Genomic DNA, 16,789 nt, shown 5'->3' on the forward strand with positions numbered 1-16,789 from the left:
CAGCGCGCCTCGGTCTCGGGCGCTGCGGTCCGGACTCGCGACCTCGTCGTCGCGACGCCCGCAACGCTACACCTCCGCCGACCTCGTCGGGAACCTCGCAAGGGGTGTTCTTTACCGACCGTTCACACTGCGTCGGCCTCGTCTCGAGCCGGCCTACGAACCGAGGATCCGCGCCTTCTGCGCGGCGAACTCGTCGTCGGTGAGGATGCCCTGCTCGCGCATCGTGGCCAGCTCACGGAGCTGGGCGATCGTCGCGTCGGTCGCGGGCGGCGGTGCCGCTGCGGGCGGCGGGGGCGCCGCGTACGTCGGGGGCGGCGCATAGGACTCGCGCGCCTGCTGGGCGTCCTGCTCGGCCCAGCGGCCCTGCTGGCGGCGCTGCACGCGCCCGGAGACGGCGCTGGCGGTGCCGGCGACGACGGCGGTCCGGGCGACGCCTCGAAGCAGTCCGGGCATCGTGTCCTCCTCGGGTCGGTCGGGATCAGTGCGGTCGAGGATCTTGTCGACCGGGATCGGTGCGGTCGGGGCTACCGACCGGGCGTCAACGGTTCTCGGCGGCGTCGAGGGCACCGATGATCGACTGGACGGGGAGCCTGCCGCCTGCCACGAGGACCCCGCCGCCGCGACGCAACGCGCTCGCGAAGGGCCCCGCCCACGCGTTCTCGTACACGAGCACGCCGGCGGCGCTGCCCGGCTCGAGCACACGCCCGGCCTCCAGCAGGTCGTCATCGTCGAGGAGGCCGGACGACGCGCCGTCGAACACGGACACGTCGAACTCGCCCTCGACCTCGAGGTCCTCCAGGTCGACCGCGGTCACCACCCCGTCCACGCTCTTGCGGACGAAGACGAGGTCGAGGACCCGGATGATGCCGCGGTCCACGAGGTCGACGAGCAGCGGCAGCGCCTCGCCGTCGAGCCGGTTCTCGGGGAACTCCACGACGATGTAGTCGATGGGGCCCATCTCGTCGTCACTACGGTCCATCGGTCGTCCTCCCGTTCCCGCGCGACGCGGCGCCGGCGCCGTCCGCTCCCGAGCCCCACGGTGCCCCGCGACGGCACGCCCGTCCTCACCCGCGACGGGTGAGGACGGAGCTGGGGCGGCCGCGTCGCGGAGGACCGCGAGCAGGGCGCCGAGGTCCGCGTCCCGCACCCGGTAGGAGGTCGTCTCGGACGGCGACGCCCGGTCGACGCCGCTCAGCATCCCCCGCACGACGGGCCCGATCGCGCCCCGCACGACGATCTCGATGCCCGCGCGCCCCCGCGACGGGACGGTGCGCAGCTCGACGAGCTCCAGCCCCAGGGCCGCCATCCGGTGCAGCAGGCCGTACAGGGCGGACTGGTCGCGCACGGGCATCTCGAGCACCGTGCACGGTCGCGCGCGGACCGCCCCGAGCTCCGCGAGGCCGGCGGCGTCGGCGCCCGCCCGACCCACGACGGTCAGCTCGACCCACGGCACCCCGACCACCCGCCCTCCTGCTCGCCGCGACGTCGGCGTCCCCGGCACGGCGGGTGAAATCCGCCCGCCCGACCGCGGCCGGCAGCCGGGTCGTGGCCGAGCGCGAGGTCGCGCCCGTCGCGCGTCCCCTCGCCCTCGCGGGTGGCGCCGGCACGCGGCCGCCCGCCGCCGTCGCCACCGCCCCCGAGCCTCTGAGCAGCGGTGTCGTCCGAGGTTAGGGCGCGGCCGCCGCGGCCGCGTCACCCGGTCCGGGTGACCTGCTCGACCTTCCGCGCGGCCCCGGTCCACGCCCGGGGACCGCGAGGTCGGCCCGGCGGCGCCCGACGCGAGGCCGGCCCACCGGACGGCCGGGGCGGTGCGAGCCCTCGGGCGCGGCCCTAGCCTGCGGCCATGGCCTCGGTGACCGCCCCCGCCGAGCCGGAGGACGCGGCCCGCTCGCTCGCCCCCTCCGGCCCTCCGCGCGCCCGCACGAGCGTGCCGCCGCCGACGCCGGGCGTGGTCGGCCGGCCGCGCCTCGAGCGCGTCCTGGACGGCTCGGCGGCCCGACGGCTCACGCTCGTCTCCGCAGGCCCGGGGTGGGGCAAGACGACCGCCGTCGCCGCCTGGGCCCGCGCCGGGCCGGGGCCACGGGTCGCCTGGCTCACCCTCGAGGAGGCGGACGGGGCGCCGACCGCGTTCTGGGCCGACGTCCTCACGGCGCTGCGTCGCTCGGGCGGGGTCCCGCCGGGCCACCCGCTGGGCGCGGTCACCGTGCCCTCGCGTCTCTCGCCCGACCTCGTGCGCCGCCTGCTCCTCGCCGTCGACCTGCTGCCGCGCCCCGTCGTCCTGGTCCTCGACGACTTCCACCTCGCCGGCCCCGAGGTGCTCGAGACGGTCGACGACCTCCTGCGGTACCCCCTGCCCCTGCACCTCGTGCCGGTCACCCGCTTCGATCCCGCCCTCCACCTGCAGCGGCTGCGCGCCCAAGGGGAGGTCGCCGAGATCGGCGCGGGCGACCTCGCCCTCGACCCCGCCGAGACCCGTTCGGTCGCCGCCGCCTCGGGGCGGGAGCTGCCCGCCGGCGAGGCCGAGCGCCTCCTGGAGGCCACCGGCGGCTGGCCCGTCGGCGTCCGGCTGCACCTCGACGGGTCGGAGGACCCGGTCCGCCGCGACCGGGCGCAGCGGTCCGCCGCCGAGTTCCTGCTCGCGGAGGTGCTCCAGCGCCTGGACCCCGACGCCCGCCGATTCCTGCTGCGCACCAGCGTGACCCCGACGGTGTGCGCGGACCTCGCGGCCGCCCTCGCCCCGGGCGCCGCGGCGCCGCGGCTGCTGCACGAGCTGGCGGAGTCGAACGGGTTCGTCGCGCGCGTCGACGAGGAGGGGGCGTGGTTCGGCTACCACCCGCTGCTGCGCGAGATGTTGCAGCAGGAGCTGAGGCTCGAGGACCCGGAGGGCAGCGCCGAGGCGCACCGTGCCGCCGCCGGCTGGTTCGCCCGGCGAGGGGAACCGGTGCGGGCGCTCGACCACGCCGTCGCCTCGGCGGACTGGGAGCTGGTGGGCGACGTGTTCGTCACCGTCGCCGGGGCGCAGCTGGTCGGGCCCCGTCGGCAGGCCGTCGTGGACGCGCTCGAGCAGGTGCCGTACTCGTCGCTCCCACCGACCGCCACCCTGCACCTGTGCGCCGCGACGCTCGCCCTCGTCGCCGGTCGGCCCGACGCCGCGCTCCACCACGTCGCGCGGGCGCGTAAGCTGCCCGGCGGGGCGGCGCGCGAGCCCGCCGCTGCGGTGCTGCTGGAGGTGCTCGACGCCTCGGCCGCGCGCGCCGTCGGCGACGTCGGGCGGCTCCTGCGCGCGGCCGGCGCCGCGCTCACCGCCGCGGACCGGGTGCCGCACGGGTTCCCGGCGCTGGCCACCTACCGGACCCTCGCCCGCGCCCATCACGACGCGGGCCGCGCCTGGTGCGGCATGCCGCGACGCGGGCGCGCCGGCGAGCCGCCGGACCCCGCGCGCGATCCGGAGGACGCGGGGCCCGGGGTCGCCCTCGACGACGACCTGCGGGCGGCGGGCGCGCTCGTGACTCTCGGAGCCCGCTCCGTCGCGGCGCTGCAGGACGTCGCGTCCGGGCGCCTGACCGCCGGGGCAGGGCGGGCCCGCGCGGTGGTGGACCGGGCGTCGGAGCGCGGCTGGGTCGGGCACGTGCAGACCGCTCCCGCGCTCGCCGCGCTCGCCTGGGTCGCCCTGCACCGCGCGGAGCACGCCCGGGCGGGGGCGCTGCTGGCGCAGGCGCGCGCCGCGACCTCCGGGGGCCGCGAGCCGGCGGCGGAGGTCGCGGCCGGCCTGCTGGAGGCCCTGCTCGCCGCCCGGCAGGGGGACGCACGGCACGCCCGGCGGGCGCTGGCCCACGCCGTCGAGCCCACGTCGCCGCACCCGCTGCCGCCGCTGCTCGCCGACCTGTGCACCCGCGCCGCCACCGAGACCACCCTGGCCGGGGGCGGCGCGGCGGGCACGGGCGTGGCGGGTGGCGCGACCACCGGGTCGGGCGGCGCCGTCGAGCGCGCGTGCCGCGCCCGGCCGCTGCTCGCCGCAGGCGAACCGGGCGAGGCGCTGCGCGCCGTCCGCGGCCTCGCGGACGCCGACCCTGGCGGCTCGGCCGACGTCGACGACCTCGCGCGCGTCGAGGCAGCCCTCGTCGAGGGATCCGTGCTCGTGCGCACCGGCCCCCGCCACGCGGAGCCCGCCGTCGACCTCGCGCTGCGCGCCGCCGCCGCCGAGCTCCTGGTCGCCCCGTTCCTCACCGTCGCCACGCCGGCGCTCCGACCGGTCGTGGCCGCGGCCGTCGCGGGCCGGCCGGACCCGCTCGCCCGACGGCTCCGCGCCGCCCTGCCCGCCGCGGCCGCCGACGTCCTCCCCCGCCCGGTCGAGCCGCTCACCGCGCGCGAGCTCGCCGTGCTGGCCACGCTGCCGACGATGGCGAGCAACGTCGAGATCGCCGAAGGGCTGTTCGTCTCCGTCAACACCGTGAAGGCGCACCTCAAGGCGCTGTACCGCAAGCTCGGCGTCGGCACGCGGCGCGACGCCGTGCGCCAGGGCCGCCGCCTGGGCCTCCTGCCGTGAGCCCCGGCGCGCGGGGTCACCGCCGCGCGGCTCCCGCCCGCCCGGCACGCTCGCGCAGTCGAAGGACCCACTTCCCGAGCTCGACGACGACGAGGTAGCCGACGGCGACGAGCGCGCACACTCCCCACTGCCCGCCGTCCAGCGGGGTCGTGCCGAAGATCCGCTCCAGCCCGTCGAGGGTCGTGACCAGGAACGTCAGCCCCAGCGCGGTGAGCATGAGCACCACGAACCGCCCGTTGGCGAGCGTGTCGTAGGAGATGATGCTGGCCCGCTGGTCCCGCCACTCCAGCGCCGCCACGACGTGCAGCAGCGACATGACCGTCAGGCCCATCGTCGTCGCGACGGCCAGCCCGAACCGCGCCTCGCCGTATCCGACGGCCACGAGCGTGCCCGTCGCGATCAGGACGCCTCCGACCGCGAGCCGCACGGCCAGGGCCCGCCCGATCACGGGGGCGGACGGCGAGCGCGGACGCCGCCCCATGAGGCCGGGCGTGGGCGCGTCGAAGCCGAGCCCGATCGCCAGCAGCACGTCGATGGCGAAGTTGATCCACAGGATCTGCAGGGGCGTCAGCGGCGTCCCCGCGGCCACGACGAACACCCCGGCCCCGACGAACGTGAGGATGAACCCGATCAGCACCACCATCTGGAAGCGGATGTACTTCATGAGGTTGTCGTAGAGGCCGCGGCCGCCCTCGACGGCCGTGACGATCGTCGCGAAGTTGTCGTCGGTGAGGATCATCTCGGCGGCGTCCTTCGTCACCTCCGTGCCCGTGATCCCCATCGCGACGCCGATGTCGGCCCGCGCGAGCGCCGGCGCGTCGTTCACGCCGTCGCCCGTCATGGCGACGACGTCGCCCCGCCGCTTGAGGACGTCGACCAGCCGCACCTTGTCCTCCGGCGCGACGCGCGCCACGACGCCGATCTCGTCCACGTGGGCCTCGAGCTCCCCGTCGGAGAGCGCCGCGAACTCGGCCCCCGTCAGCGACCGCCCCTCGATCCCGAGCTGCCCGGCGATCGCCGCCGCCGTCGTCACGTGGTCGCCCGTGATCATCCGCACCCGGATCCCCGCGCTCGCGCACGCCGCGATCGCGTCCCGGGCCTCCCGGCGCGGCGGGTCGACGATCCCCACGAGCGCCACCAGCTCGAGGTCGCGCACGAGGCCGAGCAGGTCGCCGCGCAGGTCGTCCCGCGAGACGGTCGAGCGTGCGACCGCCAGCACCCGCATCCCCTCGCCGGCCAGCGCGTCGTTCTCCGCCAGCACCCGGGCGCGACCCACGTCGTCCAGCGGCGCCCTGGTGCCGTCCGCCGCGAGGACGCTCCCGGCCCGCGCGAGGAGGACGTCGGGCGCGCCCTTGACGAAGCAGCGCGTCGCGCCGTCGATCTCGTGGAACGTGGCCATGAGCTTGTACTCCGCGTCGAACGGCACCTCGGCGATCCGCGGGTGCTCGCGACGCGTCTCCTCCACGTCCAGACCCGCCTTGGCCGCCAGCACCACCAGCGCGCCCTCCGTCGGGTCGCCGACGCACTCGCCGTCGGCGACCACGGCGTCGCTCGCGAGCGCCATCGGGAGCGCGACCTGGTCGAGGGGCGCGCCCTCGGCGCCCGCCGCGGCGAGGATCCGGCCCGTGGTCGAGTACCCCTCCCCCTCGACGGTGAAGCGCCGGCCGGCGAGCACGAGGCGCCGCGCCGTCATCTGGTTCAGCGTGAGGGTGCCGGTCTTGTCGGAACAGATCGCCGACGTCGACCCCAGCGTCTCGACGGACTTGAGCCGCTTGACGATGGCGCCGGCGTCGGCGAGCTGCCGGGTACCGAGCGACAGCAGCATGGTCACGACGGCCGGCAGCCCGGTGGGGATGGCCGCGATCGCGAGGCTGATGCCGACCACGAAGAGGCTCTCGAAGTCCTCCCCGCGCGCCAGCCCCAGGACCACGACCACCACCAGCGCGGCGGCGGCCATCACGGTGATGATCACCGTGATCCGGTCGAGCTGGCGTGTCAGCGGCGTCTTGTCCTGCGTGACGCCGCTGAGCATCCCGGAGATCCGCCCGACCTCGGTGTCCATCCCGGTGGCGGTGACCACCATCTCCCCGCGGCCCCGCGTGACCTGCGAGTTCATGTACGCCATGTCGGTGCGGTCGCCGAGCGGCGCCTCGACCTCCGCGACCGGCTCGACCCTCTTCGGCACGGGCGTGCTCTCCCCCGTCAGCCCGGCCTCCTCGATCTCCAGCGACGCGGCCACCAGCAGCCGCCCGTCGGCGGGCACCTTGCCGCCCGCCTCGAAGCCGACCACGTCACCGGGCACGAGCTCCTCCGCCGGCACCTGCACGTGGCGGCCGTCCCGGCGGACGGTCGCGGTCATCACGAGCATCTCGCGCAGCGCCGCCACGCTCTCCGCCGCCTTGCCCTCCTGGTGCAGGCCCATGAGTGCGTTGAGGACCGTCAGCGAGAAGACGACCACGCCCGTGCTGACGTCGCCCAGCGCCACGACGCTCACCACCGCCGCGGCCACGAGGACCAGCTGCATCAGGTCGCGGTACTGCCGCACGAACGCCTGCCAGGCCGGCTCCCCGCGCTGCTCCGCGAGCGCGTTGGGCCCGTAGCGGGCACGCCGCTCGACGACCTCGGCCGCGGACAACCCGCGCGCCGGGTCGACGTCGAGCTGCGCGCACGCCTCCTGGGCGGTCGCCGTGTGCCAGCCTGCGGCGTGCCGGGGGATCTGCGCAGCGGTCATCGCGGCCTCCTCACCGTGCGCCCACCCTCACAGCCCCGCCGGCGCGCGACCTCACCCGTGCCGGGTGAGGCGAACACGCCCCCTCCCCTCGGACTACGCACCGTGCGTGGTCCGGACGTGCCGGGCCCCGGTGAGGCTGGGTGTCCCCTGACCCTGTCGAAGGAGATGCCATGTCCTCGCAGCCCTCGCAGCCCTCTCAGTCATCGAAGTCGCCGCGCGCGAGACGGTCACGCCGCCTCGTCGCGGCCCTGGTCACGGTGCTCGTCGCCGTCCTCGGCCTGGCTCCGCTCACCGCGTCGGCGGGGCCCGCGGGCGCCCCCGCCCACGTCGCGGAGGGCCGGCCCTCCGCACCCAGGCCCACCGTCGTCCTCGTCCACGGGGCGTTCGCCGACTCCAGCGGGTGGACCGTCGTGGCCGAACGGCTGCAGGACGCCGGTTACCCGGTGCTGGCCTTCTCCAACCCGCTGCGCGGCATCGCGCACGACGCCGAGTACCTGCGGATGTTCCTCGAGACCGTGGACGGACCGATCGTCCTGGTGGGCCACTCGTACGGCGGCGCGGTCATCACGAACGCGGCGACGGGGAACGACCAGGTGCGGTCGCTCGTGTACGTGGCCGGCTACGCGCTCGACGAGGGCGAGTCGGTGGCGGCCGCCAACGCGCTGGGCGGGGGTCACACCGACGTGATCGACCACCTCGTGCTGCGCCCGTTCCCCGGCGCCGGGGAGGGCGACGCCGACGCCTACATCGACCCCGAGTGGTACCCCCGGCTGTTCGCCCAGGACCTTCCGCGGCGCCTGGCCGAGACGATGGCGGGCGCCCAGCGACCGGGCGCGCTCGCCTCGCTCGTCGAGCCGTCCGGCGAGCCGGCGTGGGAGACGATCCCGAGCTGGTACGTCGTGGCGCAGGACGACCGCATCATCCCCCCGGAGGCCGAGCGGGCCATGGCGGAGCGCGCCGGGGCGACGACCGTGGAGATCCGTAGCTCGCACTCGGTGATGGTCAGTCACCCCCTCCAGGTGCTCCAGGTCATCAAGGCGGCCGCGCGATAGCCGTCGCCCGGGGCCCCGGTCCCGTCGTGACGTCGGGACCGGGGCGGGTGATCTTCGCGGTCGGCCGCGCGCCCGGGGCGCGCCGCTCCCTATCGTGTGGTCCGTGCGCGGCACCGGTGGCCTGCTCGGCCGCGAGGACGAACGGCGACGGGTCGCCGACGTCCTCGGCGCGGCCCGCAACGGGCACGGCAGCGCGCTGCTGGTCCTCGGCGAGCCCGGCGTGGGGAAGACCGCCCTGCTCGGCGACGCCTCCTCCCCGGGTGCCGGGATGCAGGTGCTGCACCTGGACGGGTACGAGTCGGAGTCATCGATGGCGTACGCGGCGGTCGAGCGGCTGACCGGGGTGCTGCGCGAGCACCTGGCGGAGATCCCCGAGCGGCAGCGGCTGACCCTGCGCGTGGCGTCGGGCCTCGCCGACGGCCCCCCGCCGGACCGGTTCCTGGTGGGCCTCGGGGTGCTCAGCCTCCTCGCCGCCGCGAGCACCCGGCAGGGGCTGCTCTGCGCCGTCGACGACGCGCACCTCCTCGACCGAGAGAGCCTGGACGCGTTCGCGTTCGTCGCCCGCCGCCTCGGTGCGGAACGCGTGGCGCTGACCTTCGCCGGGCGCGCGGAGAACGACCTGGAGACGGTGCTGCGCGGCGTCCCGGTGCTCCGGCTCGGAGGGCTCTCCCCCGAACCGGCGGCGGCCCTGCTGAACCGGTCGGTGGCCGGGCCGTTCACGCCGACCGCCACCGCAGCGATCGTCCGCGCGACCGAGGGCAACGCGCTGGCCCTGGTCGACCTGGCGGCCGACCCGCTGCTGCGGGAGATGACCGACCTCGGCCTCGGGCCCGAGCCGGTCCCCGTCGGGCAGCACCTGGAGGCGCACTACCTGCGCCGCGTCATGCACCTGCCCGCCGAGTCGCAGCGGTGGCTCCTGCTCGCGGCGGCCGACTCCACCGGCAACCTCGAGCTCCTGGAGGTCGCGGGCGCCGCGCTCGCCCTCGACCCCGCCCGCGGCGACGACGCGGAGGCGGCGGGGCTGGTGCACCTGGACCCCGTCGTCGGGTTCCGGCACCCGCTGGTCCGCTCCGCGGTGTACGGGTCGGCGTCCCGGGCCGAGCGCCGGAGGGTCCACGGGGCGCTGGCGGGGGCGGCGGGGAAGCTCGGCCTGGTCGAGGCCGAGGCGTGGCACGCGTCGCGCGCGGCGAGCGGGACGGACGAGGACGTCGCAGGACGCCTCGTGCACGCCGCCGACCTGGCGGCCCGGCGGGGCGGCTCGTCGTCGCGCGCCAGCATCCTCGCCCGGGCGGCCGAGCTCACGCCCACCGGGCCGCTGCGCGGCGAGCGCCTGGTCGGCGCCGCCGAGGCCGCGCTGGAGGCCGGGGCCGCCGACGTCGCCGGGCGCCTGCTCGCCGACCTCCGGGACGCGGACCTCGACCGCGTCACGCGCGGACGGGCGATCCTCGTCCGCAGCGCCACGGCGATCTTCGTCGCCGACCCCGTCGGTGTCCGGGCGTCGACGTCCGACCATCTCCGCGCGGCCGACGAGTTCCACGGGCACGACGTCGGGCGGGAGCAGCGCGCCCTGCTCCAGGCGTTCGAGCGGTGCAGCAGCGCGGACCGGCTCGTCGAGGGCGTCGACGTCCCGACGCTGGGGCGGCGGATCGCGGCGGGGGCCGACGCTCCCGGCCCGTCGTCGGTGATCCTCCGGGGGGTCGCAGCGCTGATCCTCGAGCCGTACGAGCGCGCCGTCGGCCCGGCCCGTGCGGCGTTCGACGCGATCCTCGGTCTCCCCGACCGCCAGGTGCTGCACCTCGGCACCCTGATCGCGGCCATCGGGGCCTTCCTGTGGGACGACGCCGGGCGCCGCGCCGGCCTGGAACGGGCGATGCGCGCCGCCCGGGACACGGGCGCCCTGCAGGCGCTCGACACCCTGCTCTGGGTCGCCTCCCTCACCGAGCTCATGGGCGGCACGGTCGCCCGCGCCCGCGCGTTCGACGCGACGGTCCGCGAGGTCCGCCGGGCGATGGGCTACGACGGCGAGAACGTCGTCAACGCCGCGGTCATGGCGTGGACCGACAGCCCGGAGCCCACGGTCGTCGCGGTCGGGCAGGGCGCCGCCGCCGCGGGGTGGGGCGGGGTCGAGGCGTCCACGACCGCCGCGCTCGCCGTACGGAACCTCGCGGAGCGGCGCTACGACGCCGCCTTCGAGCGCCTGCACCCGCTCGTCACCAACCCGTTCCTGCAGGTCACGCCCCTCCACTATGCCGACTACGCCGAGGCGGCCGTGCGCAGCGGCCGCCCCGAGGAGGCGCGGCGGACGGCCGGCGCGCTGCACGCGCTGGCCGAGGTCAACGGGTCCGCGTGGTGCCGCGGCCTCGCCCAGCGGGCCCTGGCGCTCGCGGAGCCCGACGACGTCGAGGACCGCTACCAGGCCTCGATCGACGCCCTCGCGAGGACCGGCGCCGCGGTCGAGCTCGCGCGGTCGCACCTCGTGTACGGCGAGTGGCTGCGACGGGCCCGTCGGCGGGCCGACGCGGTCGCGCAGCTCCGGCTGGCGCAGGGCCACGCCGCCCGCAGCGGCGCGACCGTCTTCGGCGACCGGATCGACGCGGAGCTCGTGGCCGCCGGCGGCTCCGTACGCGCGCCGGCGCTCCGGTCCGGCGTCGAGCTGACGACGCAGGAGCAGGCCGTCGCGACGATGGCGGCGTCCGGGCGGACCAACGCCGAGATCGCGGCCCGTCTGTTCCTGAGCCCGAACACGATCGACTACCACCTGCGGAAGGTCTTCCAGAAGCTCGGCGTCACGTCGCGCCGGCAGCTCGCCGAGCACCTCGGCCCGGTCGCGCCGTAGCGCGGGGCGCCTCGGACTACGAGGACCACGTGGTCCGCGCGGGGCCGGTCCTGCGGGACGGTCGAGGCGTCCTCGTTCTGGTCGACGCAAGGAGGCCCACCGTGCCCTACATCACCGCCGACGACGGCGCCGAGATCTTCTACACGGACTGGGGTACCGACGGGACGCCGGTCCTCCTCAGCCACGGATGGCCCCTCAACGCGGACGCCTGGGCGGCCGCCGCCCTCTTCCTCGCCGAGCACGGGCACCGCGCCGTCGCGCACGACCGCCGGGGCCACGGCCGCTCCAGCCGCACCTGGGACGGCAACGCGATGGACACCTACGCCGACGACCTGGCCTGCCTGATCGACGCGCTCGACCTGCACGACGTCACCCTGGTCGGGCACTCCACCGGCGGCGGCGAGGTGGTGCGGTACGTCGCCCGGCACGGCACCGACCGGGTCGCCCGCGTCGTCCTGGTGTCCGCCGTCCCGCCGCTCATGCTGCGCACCGACGACAACCCCGACGGCCTGCCGGTCGAGGTCTTCGACCAGATCCGCGCCGGCGAGCGCGCCGACCGGGCGCAGCTGTACCGGGGCCTCGCCGACGGGCCGTTCTTCGGCCACAACCGCCGCGGCGACGTCGACCAGGGGTTCCGCGACGCCTTCTGGCTGCAGAGCATGGCGTGCGGGCACCGCGCCGCGTACGAGTGCATCGCGGCGTTCTCCGCGACCGACTTCCGGCCCGACCTGGGAAAGATCGACGTCCCCACCCTGGTGATCCACGGGGACGACGACCAGATCGTGCCCTTCGACGTCGGCGGGAAGCGGACGGTCGAGCTCGTCGCCGACGCCCGCCTCCTCACCTACCCGGGCAGCGGGCACGCCCTGCCCGACACCGACCGCGACCGGCTGCACGCGGACCTGCTCGCCTTCATCGACTCCTGAGAAAGGGCACACCATGAGCTCCGACAGCACCGAGACCACCAAGCCCGACACCGTCGTCCTCGTCCACGGCCTCTGGATGACGCCCCGCAGCTGGGAGGGCTGGGTCCAGCGCTTCCAGCAGAGGGGACTCACCGTCGTGACCCCGGCCTACCCCGGTTTCGAGGTCGAGGTCGAGGCGCTCCGGGAGAACCCGCAGATCATCGCGGACCTGACCGTGCCCGCGACCGTCGAGCACCTCGCCGGCGTCATCACCGCCCTGGACGCCCCGCCGATCATCATGGGCCACTCCTTCGGGGGCGCCCTCACGCAGATCCTCCTGGCGCGGGGGCTCGGCGCCGCCGGCGTGGTCATCGACTCGGCGCCCACCGAGGGCGTCCGCGTGAACCCGCCGTCCCAGGCGAAGTCGCTCTTCCCGGCGCTCAAGAACCCCGCGAACCGGCACCGCGCCGTCGGCTTCACCCCCGAGGAGTTCCACTACGCCTTCACGAACACGCTGTCGGCCGAGGAGTCGCGCGCGGTGTGGGACCGCTACGCGATCCCGGCGCCCGGGAGCTGGGTCTGGGAGTACGGCCTGATCGCCAACTTCAAGCCCGGTCACCAGGAGACCTGGGTCGACTTCGCCACGGACCGGGCGCCGCTGCTGTTCATCGCCGGGGAGAAGGACCACATCATGCCGCCGTCGGTGAACCGGTCGAACGCCAAGCACTGGGAGAAGTCCCCCGCGGTCACCGAGTACGTCGAGCTCGAGGGCCGGGACCACTGGACCTGTGCCGCCCCCGGGTGGGAGAAGGTCGCCGACCATGCGCTCGACTGGGCCCTCGAGCACGCGAACCGGTCCGAGCCCGCCCCGGCCTGACCCGTCCGCGGAGGGCGGTCAGCCGGTTCCGGCGAGGTGGTCGTCCAGGATCCTGACGACCGACAGGACGGTGTCGCTGCTCGGGACGAGCGGGGTCTCCGTGAGTGCGAAGGCGACACCCCGCGCGGGGTCGGCGTAGGCCCCGGAGGACGGCGGCGTCGTTGCCGAGCCCCGCGCTCGGCCGGCTCTCCCACGGCGCGAGGACCCCGCCGGCCTCCTCCGGGTCGGCGGGCCGGTCCCGTGGGCACAACAAGCGAGACCGCCTCACCGACGACGTCGTCCTGTACGCGGGCGTGCACGCACTGCTGCGCGAGCCGCTTGACGACGAGGACGACCCTCGCCGCTGGCTCGTGCTGGGCGTCGATCCGGCGGGACGCGTGCTGGAGCTCGTCATCCTCGCCTTCGACTCCGGCGACGAGCTCGTGATCCACGCGATGAAGGCCCGCCAGCAGTACCTCGACTGGCTCTGATCGACCGCCCTCCGGGAGCCCACGCAGCACCTCTTGCGGACTCTCTGCGGACTGGGCCACCCTCTGCGGCATCAAGCCGCAGGTCAGACCGTGTGATGCGGACGAGCCGGTCTGTACGCCGGGTTCTGTCCCCGTGCCCGGTTACCCCGGCACGGGCGACGGTCATCCATCTAGGCCCTGCGTTGCCGCAGGGCTCGAGCGGTCTACCCGGGAGCATCGGGCGGGCAACCCTCGAACGCTCCCTGTCTGACCTTGCTCCAGGTGGGGTTTACCGAGCCGCGACCGTCGCCGGCCACGCTGGTGGTCTCTTACACCACCGTTTCACCCTTACCGTCGCCGGTCGCCCGGCGACGGCGGTCTGTTCTCTGTGGCACTGTCCCGCGGGTCACCCCGGGTGGCCGTTAGCCACCACCTTGCCCTTCGGAGCCCGGACGTTCCTCGGCGACGGCGCCCGAGGGCACCGCCGACGCGACCGTCCGACCGACTCGTCCGCGCCGCACAGTCTATGCGCCGTCGAGCCGGTCGGACGCCCGCCGTCAGACGTCGACCTTGTAGCTGAGCGACAGCTCGTCGCCGGACCGCCCGCGGATGCCCCAGCTCTCGGGGGGCGACTCGATCACCACGAGCTCGACGTCGTCGGCGGACACCCCCAGCGCGGGCGCGACGTCGTCGTACACGCGGCGGATCAGCTCGCGCTTCGCCTCCCGGGAACGCCCGGCGAACGCGACGACCTCGATCACGAGGTAGTCGTCGGAGCGCGGCGCCACGAGATCGCCGTCGTCCAGCAGCAGGAACCGGTGGAACCGCTTGTCCTCGGGGATCTGCCAGGCCCCGACCAGCGCCTCGTGCAGCGCGTCGGAGACCTCCGCGCGCCGCTGACCCCACACCCGACGGTTGCCGTAGACCTTCACCTGGACCATGCCCGCCGACGCTAGCGGTGACCGACGCCACCGTCACCGCCGCGTCCGGCGGTCGAGCACCCCGCCGTAGGGTGTCCGGGTGCTGATCTGCCTGCCGCCCTCCGAGGGCAAGACGCCCGCCCCCGCCGACGCCGCACCCGTCGACCTCGCGGGGCTCACGGGGGCGGCGGAGCTGACCGACCACCGCCGCACCGTCGCCGAGGCACTGGCGGCAGTCAGCGTCCGCCCGGACGCGACGGCGGTGCTCGGGGTCGGCGCGTCCCTCGCGGACGAGGTCGCGCGCAACGTGGACCTGAAGACCGCCCCCGCGGCGCCCGCGTCCAGCGTCTACACCGGCGTGCTGTACGCCGCGGCGGGGCTCGCGGACCTCCCCGACGACGCCGCACGACGGGCCGCGGACGACGTGCGCGTGTTCTCCGGCCTGTGGGGCGCCGTCTCCCCTGCCGACCGCATCCCCGCCTACCGCCTGTCCATGGGCGTGGACCTGCCGGGAGTCGGGAAGCTCGCGACCGCCTGGCGCCCCCACCTGTCCGCGGCCCTCGACGCGCGCGCCGCGGGCGACGTCGTCGTCGACTGCCGCTCGGCTGCCTACCTCGCGGCGTGGAAGCCGGCCACCACCGGCGACGCCGCGGCGGACTGGGTGACCGTGCGCGTGGTCCGCGAGGCAGCGGGCCGGCGCACGGTCGTGTCGCACAACGCCAAGCACACGCGGGGCGTCCTCACGGGGCACCTGCTGCGCCGGTCCGGGCCGGCGCCGTCGACCGCGGCGGAGCTGTCGGACGCCGCCCGCGAGCTCGACGGGCAGGTCATCGGCACGGAGGTCGGCACGGGCATGTCCTACCGGATGGTCGAGGCGACCCTGCACGACCCCGCGACGCGCCGCGGCCCGCGGACGCTCGAGGTCGTCATCGCCTGAGGCGTGCTGCGCCGCCGTGCACGCCACCGCGGCCGCCCGGTCCGGTCCGGTCCGGTGGGACGACGCGCTCAGGCGTCGGTCGGGAAGCCGACCGCGGTGGCCTCCGCGAGCGCGGGCTCGCCGTCCTCCCCGAGGCCCAGGCGCAGCACGGTGAGGGAGCACGGCGGCACGCGCAGCCGCGGCCACGCCGCCGGGGGCGAGCCCAGCGCGCGCCCCAGCAGGGAGCGGATGGTCACGGTGTGGGCGACGACCACCGTCGCCGCCGCGGGGTCGGCCGCCGCGACCACGTCCCGCAGCCCCGCCCACGCGCGCTCGCCCACGTCCGCGTACGACTCGCCGCCGGGGGCCGGGTCGGTGCCCGTCCGGGACCACGCGGCGAACTCCTCGGGCCAGCCGGCCGCGATGCGGTCGGGCGTCAGGCCCTCCCAGTCGCCGAAGACGCACTCCGCGAACCGCTCGTCGGGGCGCACGTGCTGCCCGATGCGCCGGCCGACCGAGGCCGCCGTCTCGAGGGTGCGCACCAGGGGCGAGGCCACGAGGGCGCCGGCGCGCGGCAGGTCGGGCCACAGGTCCTTGCCGACCCGGAAAACGGCGTCGGCGGCCTGCGCGGCCTGCGTGCGGCCGCGCGCCGTGAGCGACGGTCCCGGGACGCCGCCGCCCGAGTAGGCACGCGCCTCCGTGAAGGGTGTCACGCCGTGCCGGACCAGGACGACGGTCCGCGCCTCGCCGTCCGCCAGCGGACTCGCCCCGGGCGGGCGCGCCATCAGGCCGCCGCGCCCTCGTCCGCCAGGCGCACGAGGATGCGGCCGCACTCCTCGCAGCGCACGATCTGGTCGGCCGGGGCCGCCTTCGCGGCCGCGAGGTCGCCCGGGTTGAGCTCCAGCCGGCAGCCCTCGCAGCGGCCGCCACGCAGGGCGGCGGCACCGACGCCGCCGAGCTGCGCCCGCAGCTTGTCGTAGAGCGCCAGGAGCCCGGCGTCGAGGCCCGCCGCGGCGGCCTCGCGCTCCGCCTTGACCTTCGAGCCGGTCGCGTTGATCTCCGCCCAGGCCGCGTCGCGCTCGGCCGTGGCCGTCGCCTTCGCCGACTCCAGCTCGGCGTGCGCCGACTCGACCCCCTCGAGCGATCCCTGGTGCGCCTCGAGCCGCTCCATGACCTCGATCTCGGCGTCCTCCAGCACGGACTGACGCCGGGCGAGGGACTCGAGCTCGCTCACCAGCGCCTGGGAGTCCTTCGCGGACAGCGCGCCGGAGTCGAGCTTCTGCTGGTCGCGCTCGGCCCGGGTGCGCACCTGCGCGACGTCGGACTCCGCCTTGGCGAGCTCCCGCTCCAGGTCGGTCACCGCGGTGCGCGAGTCGACGAGCGAGGAGTGCAGGTCGCCGATCCGCCCGTCCAGCTCCGCGAGGGTGGCCAGCGACGGGTGGTGCCGGCGCTGGTGGACGAGCTGCTGCAGCCGCGTGTCGAGGGCCTGGACCTCGAGCAGTCGGCGCTGGTCCTCGGACGGTGCAGTGGCCACGGGCGGGTCCTCTCGCGTGTGTT

General features: G+C 76.1%; 13 protein-coding genes and 1 other RNA gene. 7 read left to right on the forward strand and 7 right to left on the reverse strand.

What is annotated here, in order from left to right; all coding sequences use genetic code 11:
• Positions 1 to 153: 153 nt before the first annotated feature.
• Positions 154 to 453 carry an SHOCT domain-containing protein gene (locus ACQFYA_RS12560; RefSeq protein WP_499124603.1) on the reverse strand — a complete coding sequence of 100 codons (300 nt, stop codon included), beginning with the start codon at positions 451 to 453 and terminating at the stop codon, positions 154 to 156.
• Positions 454 to 538: 85 nt separating this feature from the next.
• On the reverse strand, positions 539 to 1,462 hold the full coding sequence (locus ACQFYA_RS12565; protein WP_499124605.1) for a DUF8691 family protein: 924 nt from the start codon (positions 1,460 to 1,462) through the stop codon (positions 539 to 541).
• Between the two features lie 381 nt (positions 1,463 to 1,843).
• Here ACQFYA_RS12565 and ACQFYA_RS12570 point away from each other — a divergent pair, with 381 nt between their 5' ends.
• Entirely contained in the window at positions 1,844 to 4,546 is a 2,703-nt protein-coding gene (locus tag ACQFYA_RS12570) for a winged helix-turn-helix domain-containing protein (RefSeq protein WP_499124607.1), read from the forward strand.
• A 16-nt stretch (positions 4,547 to 4,562) separates the two neighbouring features.
• On the opposite strand, the gene ACQFYA_RS12575 is transcribed toward ACQFYA_RS12570, so the two are convergent.
• Positions 4,563 to 7,277 carry a cation-translocating P-type ATPase gene (locus ACQFYA_RS12575; protein ID WP_499124609.1) on the reverse strand — a complete coding sequence of 905 codons (2,715 nt, stop codon included), beginning with the start codon at positions 7,275 to 7,277 and terminating at the stop codon, positions 4,563 to 4,565.
• Between the two features lie 170 nt (positions 7,278 to 7,447).
• On the opposite strand from ACQFYA_RS12575, the gene ACQFYA_RS12580 reads away from it, so the two are divergent.
• The 5 genes from ACQFYA_RS12580 (at position 7,448) to ACQFYA_RS12600 (ending at position 13,417) form a co-directional block, all read left to right on the forward strand.
• Complete coding sequence (locus ACQFYA_RS12580; RefSeq protein WP_499124612.1) at positions 7,448 to 8,329, forward strand: alpha/beta fold hydrolase; 882 nt, start codon at positions 7,448 to 7,450, stop codon at positions 8,327 to 8,329.
• A 103-nt stretch (positions 8,330 to 8,432) separates the two neighbouring features.
• Positions 8,433 to 11,165, forward strand: coding sequence for a helix-turn-helix transcriptional regulator (locus ACQFYA_RS12585; RefSeq protein WP_499124614.1), 2,733 nt, complete (start codon positions 8,433 to 8,435; stop codon positions 11,163 to 11,165).
• Positions 11,166 to 11,266: 101 nt separating this feature from the next.
• Complete coding sequence (locus ACQFYA_RS12590) at positions 11,267 to 12,091, forward strand: alpha/beta fold hydrolase (RefSeq protein ID WP_499124616.1); 825 nt, start codon at positions 11,267 to 11,269, stop codon at positions 12,089 to 12,091.
• A gap of 13 nt (positions 12,092 to 12,104) precedes the next feature.
• Positions 12,105 to 12,947 carry an alpha/beta hydrolase gene (locus ACQFYA_RS12595; RefSeq protein WP_499124619.1) on the forward strand — a complete coding sequence of 281 codons (843 nt, stop codon included), beginning with the start codon at positions 12,105 to 12,107 and terminating at the stop codon, positions 12,945 to 12,947.
• A 161-nt stretch (positions 12,948 to 13,108) separates the two neighbouring features.
• Entirely contained in the window at positions 13,109 to 13,417 is a 309-nt protein-coding gene (locus ACQFYA_RS12600; RefSeq protein ID WP_499124621.1) for a toxin, read from the forward strand.
• 98 nt (positions 13,418 to 13,515) lie between these two features.
• Here ACQFYA_RS12600 and rnpB read toward each other — a convergent pair.
• Positions 13,516 to 13,905, reverse strand: an RNA gene (gene rnpB / locus ACQFYA_RS12605) — RNase P RNA component class A.
• Positions 13,906 to 13,953: 48 nt separating this feature from the next.
• A complete protein-coding gene (locus tag ACQFYA_RS12610) occupies positions 13,954 to 14,337 on the reverse strand; it encodes a tautomerase family protein (RefSeq protein WP_499124622.1) in 384 nt (127 codons plus the stop codon).
• Between the two features lie 79 nt (positions 14,338 to 14,416).
• On the opposite strand from ACQFYA_RS12610, the gene ACQFYA_RS12615 reads away from it, so the two are divergent.
• Positions 14,417 to 15,253, forward strand: a complete 837-nt coding sequence (locus tag ACQFYA_RS12615) for a YaaA family protein (protein WP_499124625.1) — start codon at positions 14,417 to 14,419, stop codon at positions 15,251 to 15,253.
• A gap of 68 nt (positions 15,254 to 15,321) precedes the next feature.
• Here the strand turns inward: ACQFYA_RS12615 and ACQFYA_RS12620 are convergent, their stop codons facing one another.
• The gene (locus ACQFYA_RS12620) at positions 15,322 to 16,017 is read right to left on the reverse strand and encodes a histidine phosphatase family protein (RefSeq protein WP_499124628.1); all 696 of its coding nucleotides are present in this window, start codon (positions 16,015 to 16,017) and stop codon (positions 15,322 to 15,324) included.
• Positions 16,017 to 16,766: a zinc ribbon domain-containing protein gene (locus ACQFYA_RS12625; RefSeq protein WP_499124630.1), complete on the reverse strand. Its 750-nt coding sequence runs from the start codon at positions 16,764 to 16,766 to the stop codon at positions 16,017 to 16,019. The genes ACQFYA_RS12620 and ACQFYA_RS12625 overlap by 1 nt, the downstream gene beginning before the upstream one ends.
• Between the last annotated feature and the right edge of the window lie 23 nt (positions 16,767 to 16,789).

It is taken from the genome of Promicromonospora sp. Marseille-Q5078 (assembly GCF_050315395.1).
Lineage (GTDB): Bacteria > Actinomycetota > Actinomycetes > Actinomycetales > Cellulomonadaceae > Isoptericola.

Bases quoted from the DNA above. Each gene is read 5' to 3' on its own strand.
- ACQFYA_RS12560 (WP_499124603.1), bottom strand. From the start codon at position 453: ATGCCCGGACTGCTTCGAGGCGTCGCCCGGACCGCCGTCGTCGCCGGC.
- ACQFYA_RS12570 (WP_499124607.1), top strand. From the start codon at position 1,844: ATGGCCTCGGTGACCGCCCCCGCCGAGCCGGAGGACGCGGCCCGCTCG.
- ACQFYA_RS12575 (WP_499124609.1), bottom strand. From the start codon at position 7,277: ATGACCGCTGCGCAGATCCCCCGGCACGCCGCAGGCTGGCACACGGCG.
- ACQFYA_RS12580 (WP_499124612.1), top strand. From the start codon at position 7,448: ATGTCCTCGCAGCCCTCGCAGCCCTCTCAGTCATCGAAGTCGCCGCGC.
- ACQFYA_RS12595 (WP_499124619.1), top strand. From the start codon at position 12,105: ATGAGCTCCGACAGCACCGAGACCACCAAGCCCGACACCGTCGTCCTC.
- ACQFYA_RS12610 (WP_499124622.1), bottom strand. From the start codon at position 14,337: ATGGTCCAGGTGAAGGTCTACGGCAACCGTCGGGTGTGGGGTCAGCGG.
- ACQFYA_RS12620 (WP_499124628.1), bottom strand. From the start codon at position 16,017: ATGGCGCGCCCGCCCGGGGCGAGTCCGCTGGCGGACGGCGAGGCGCGG.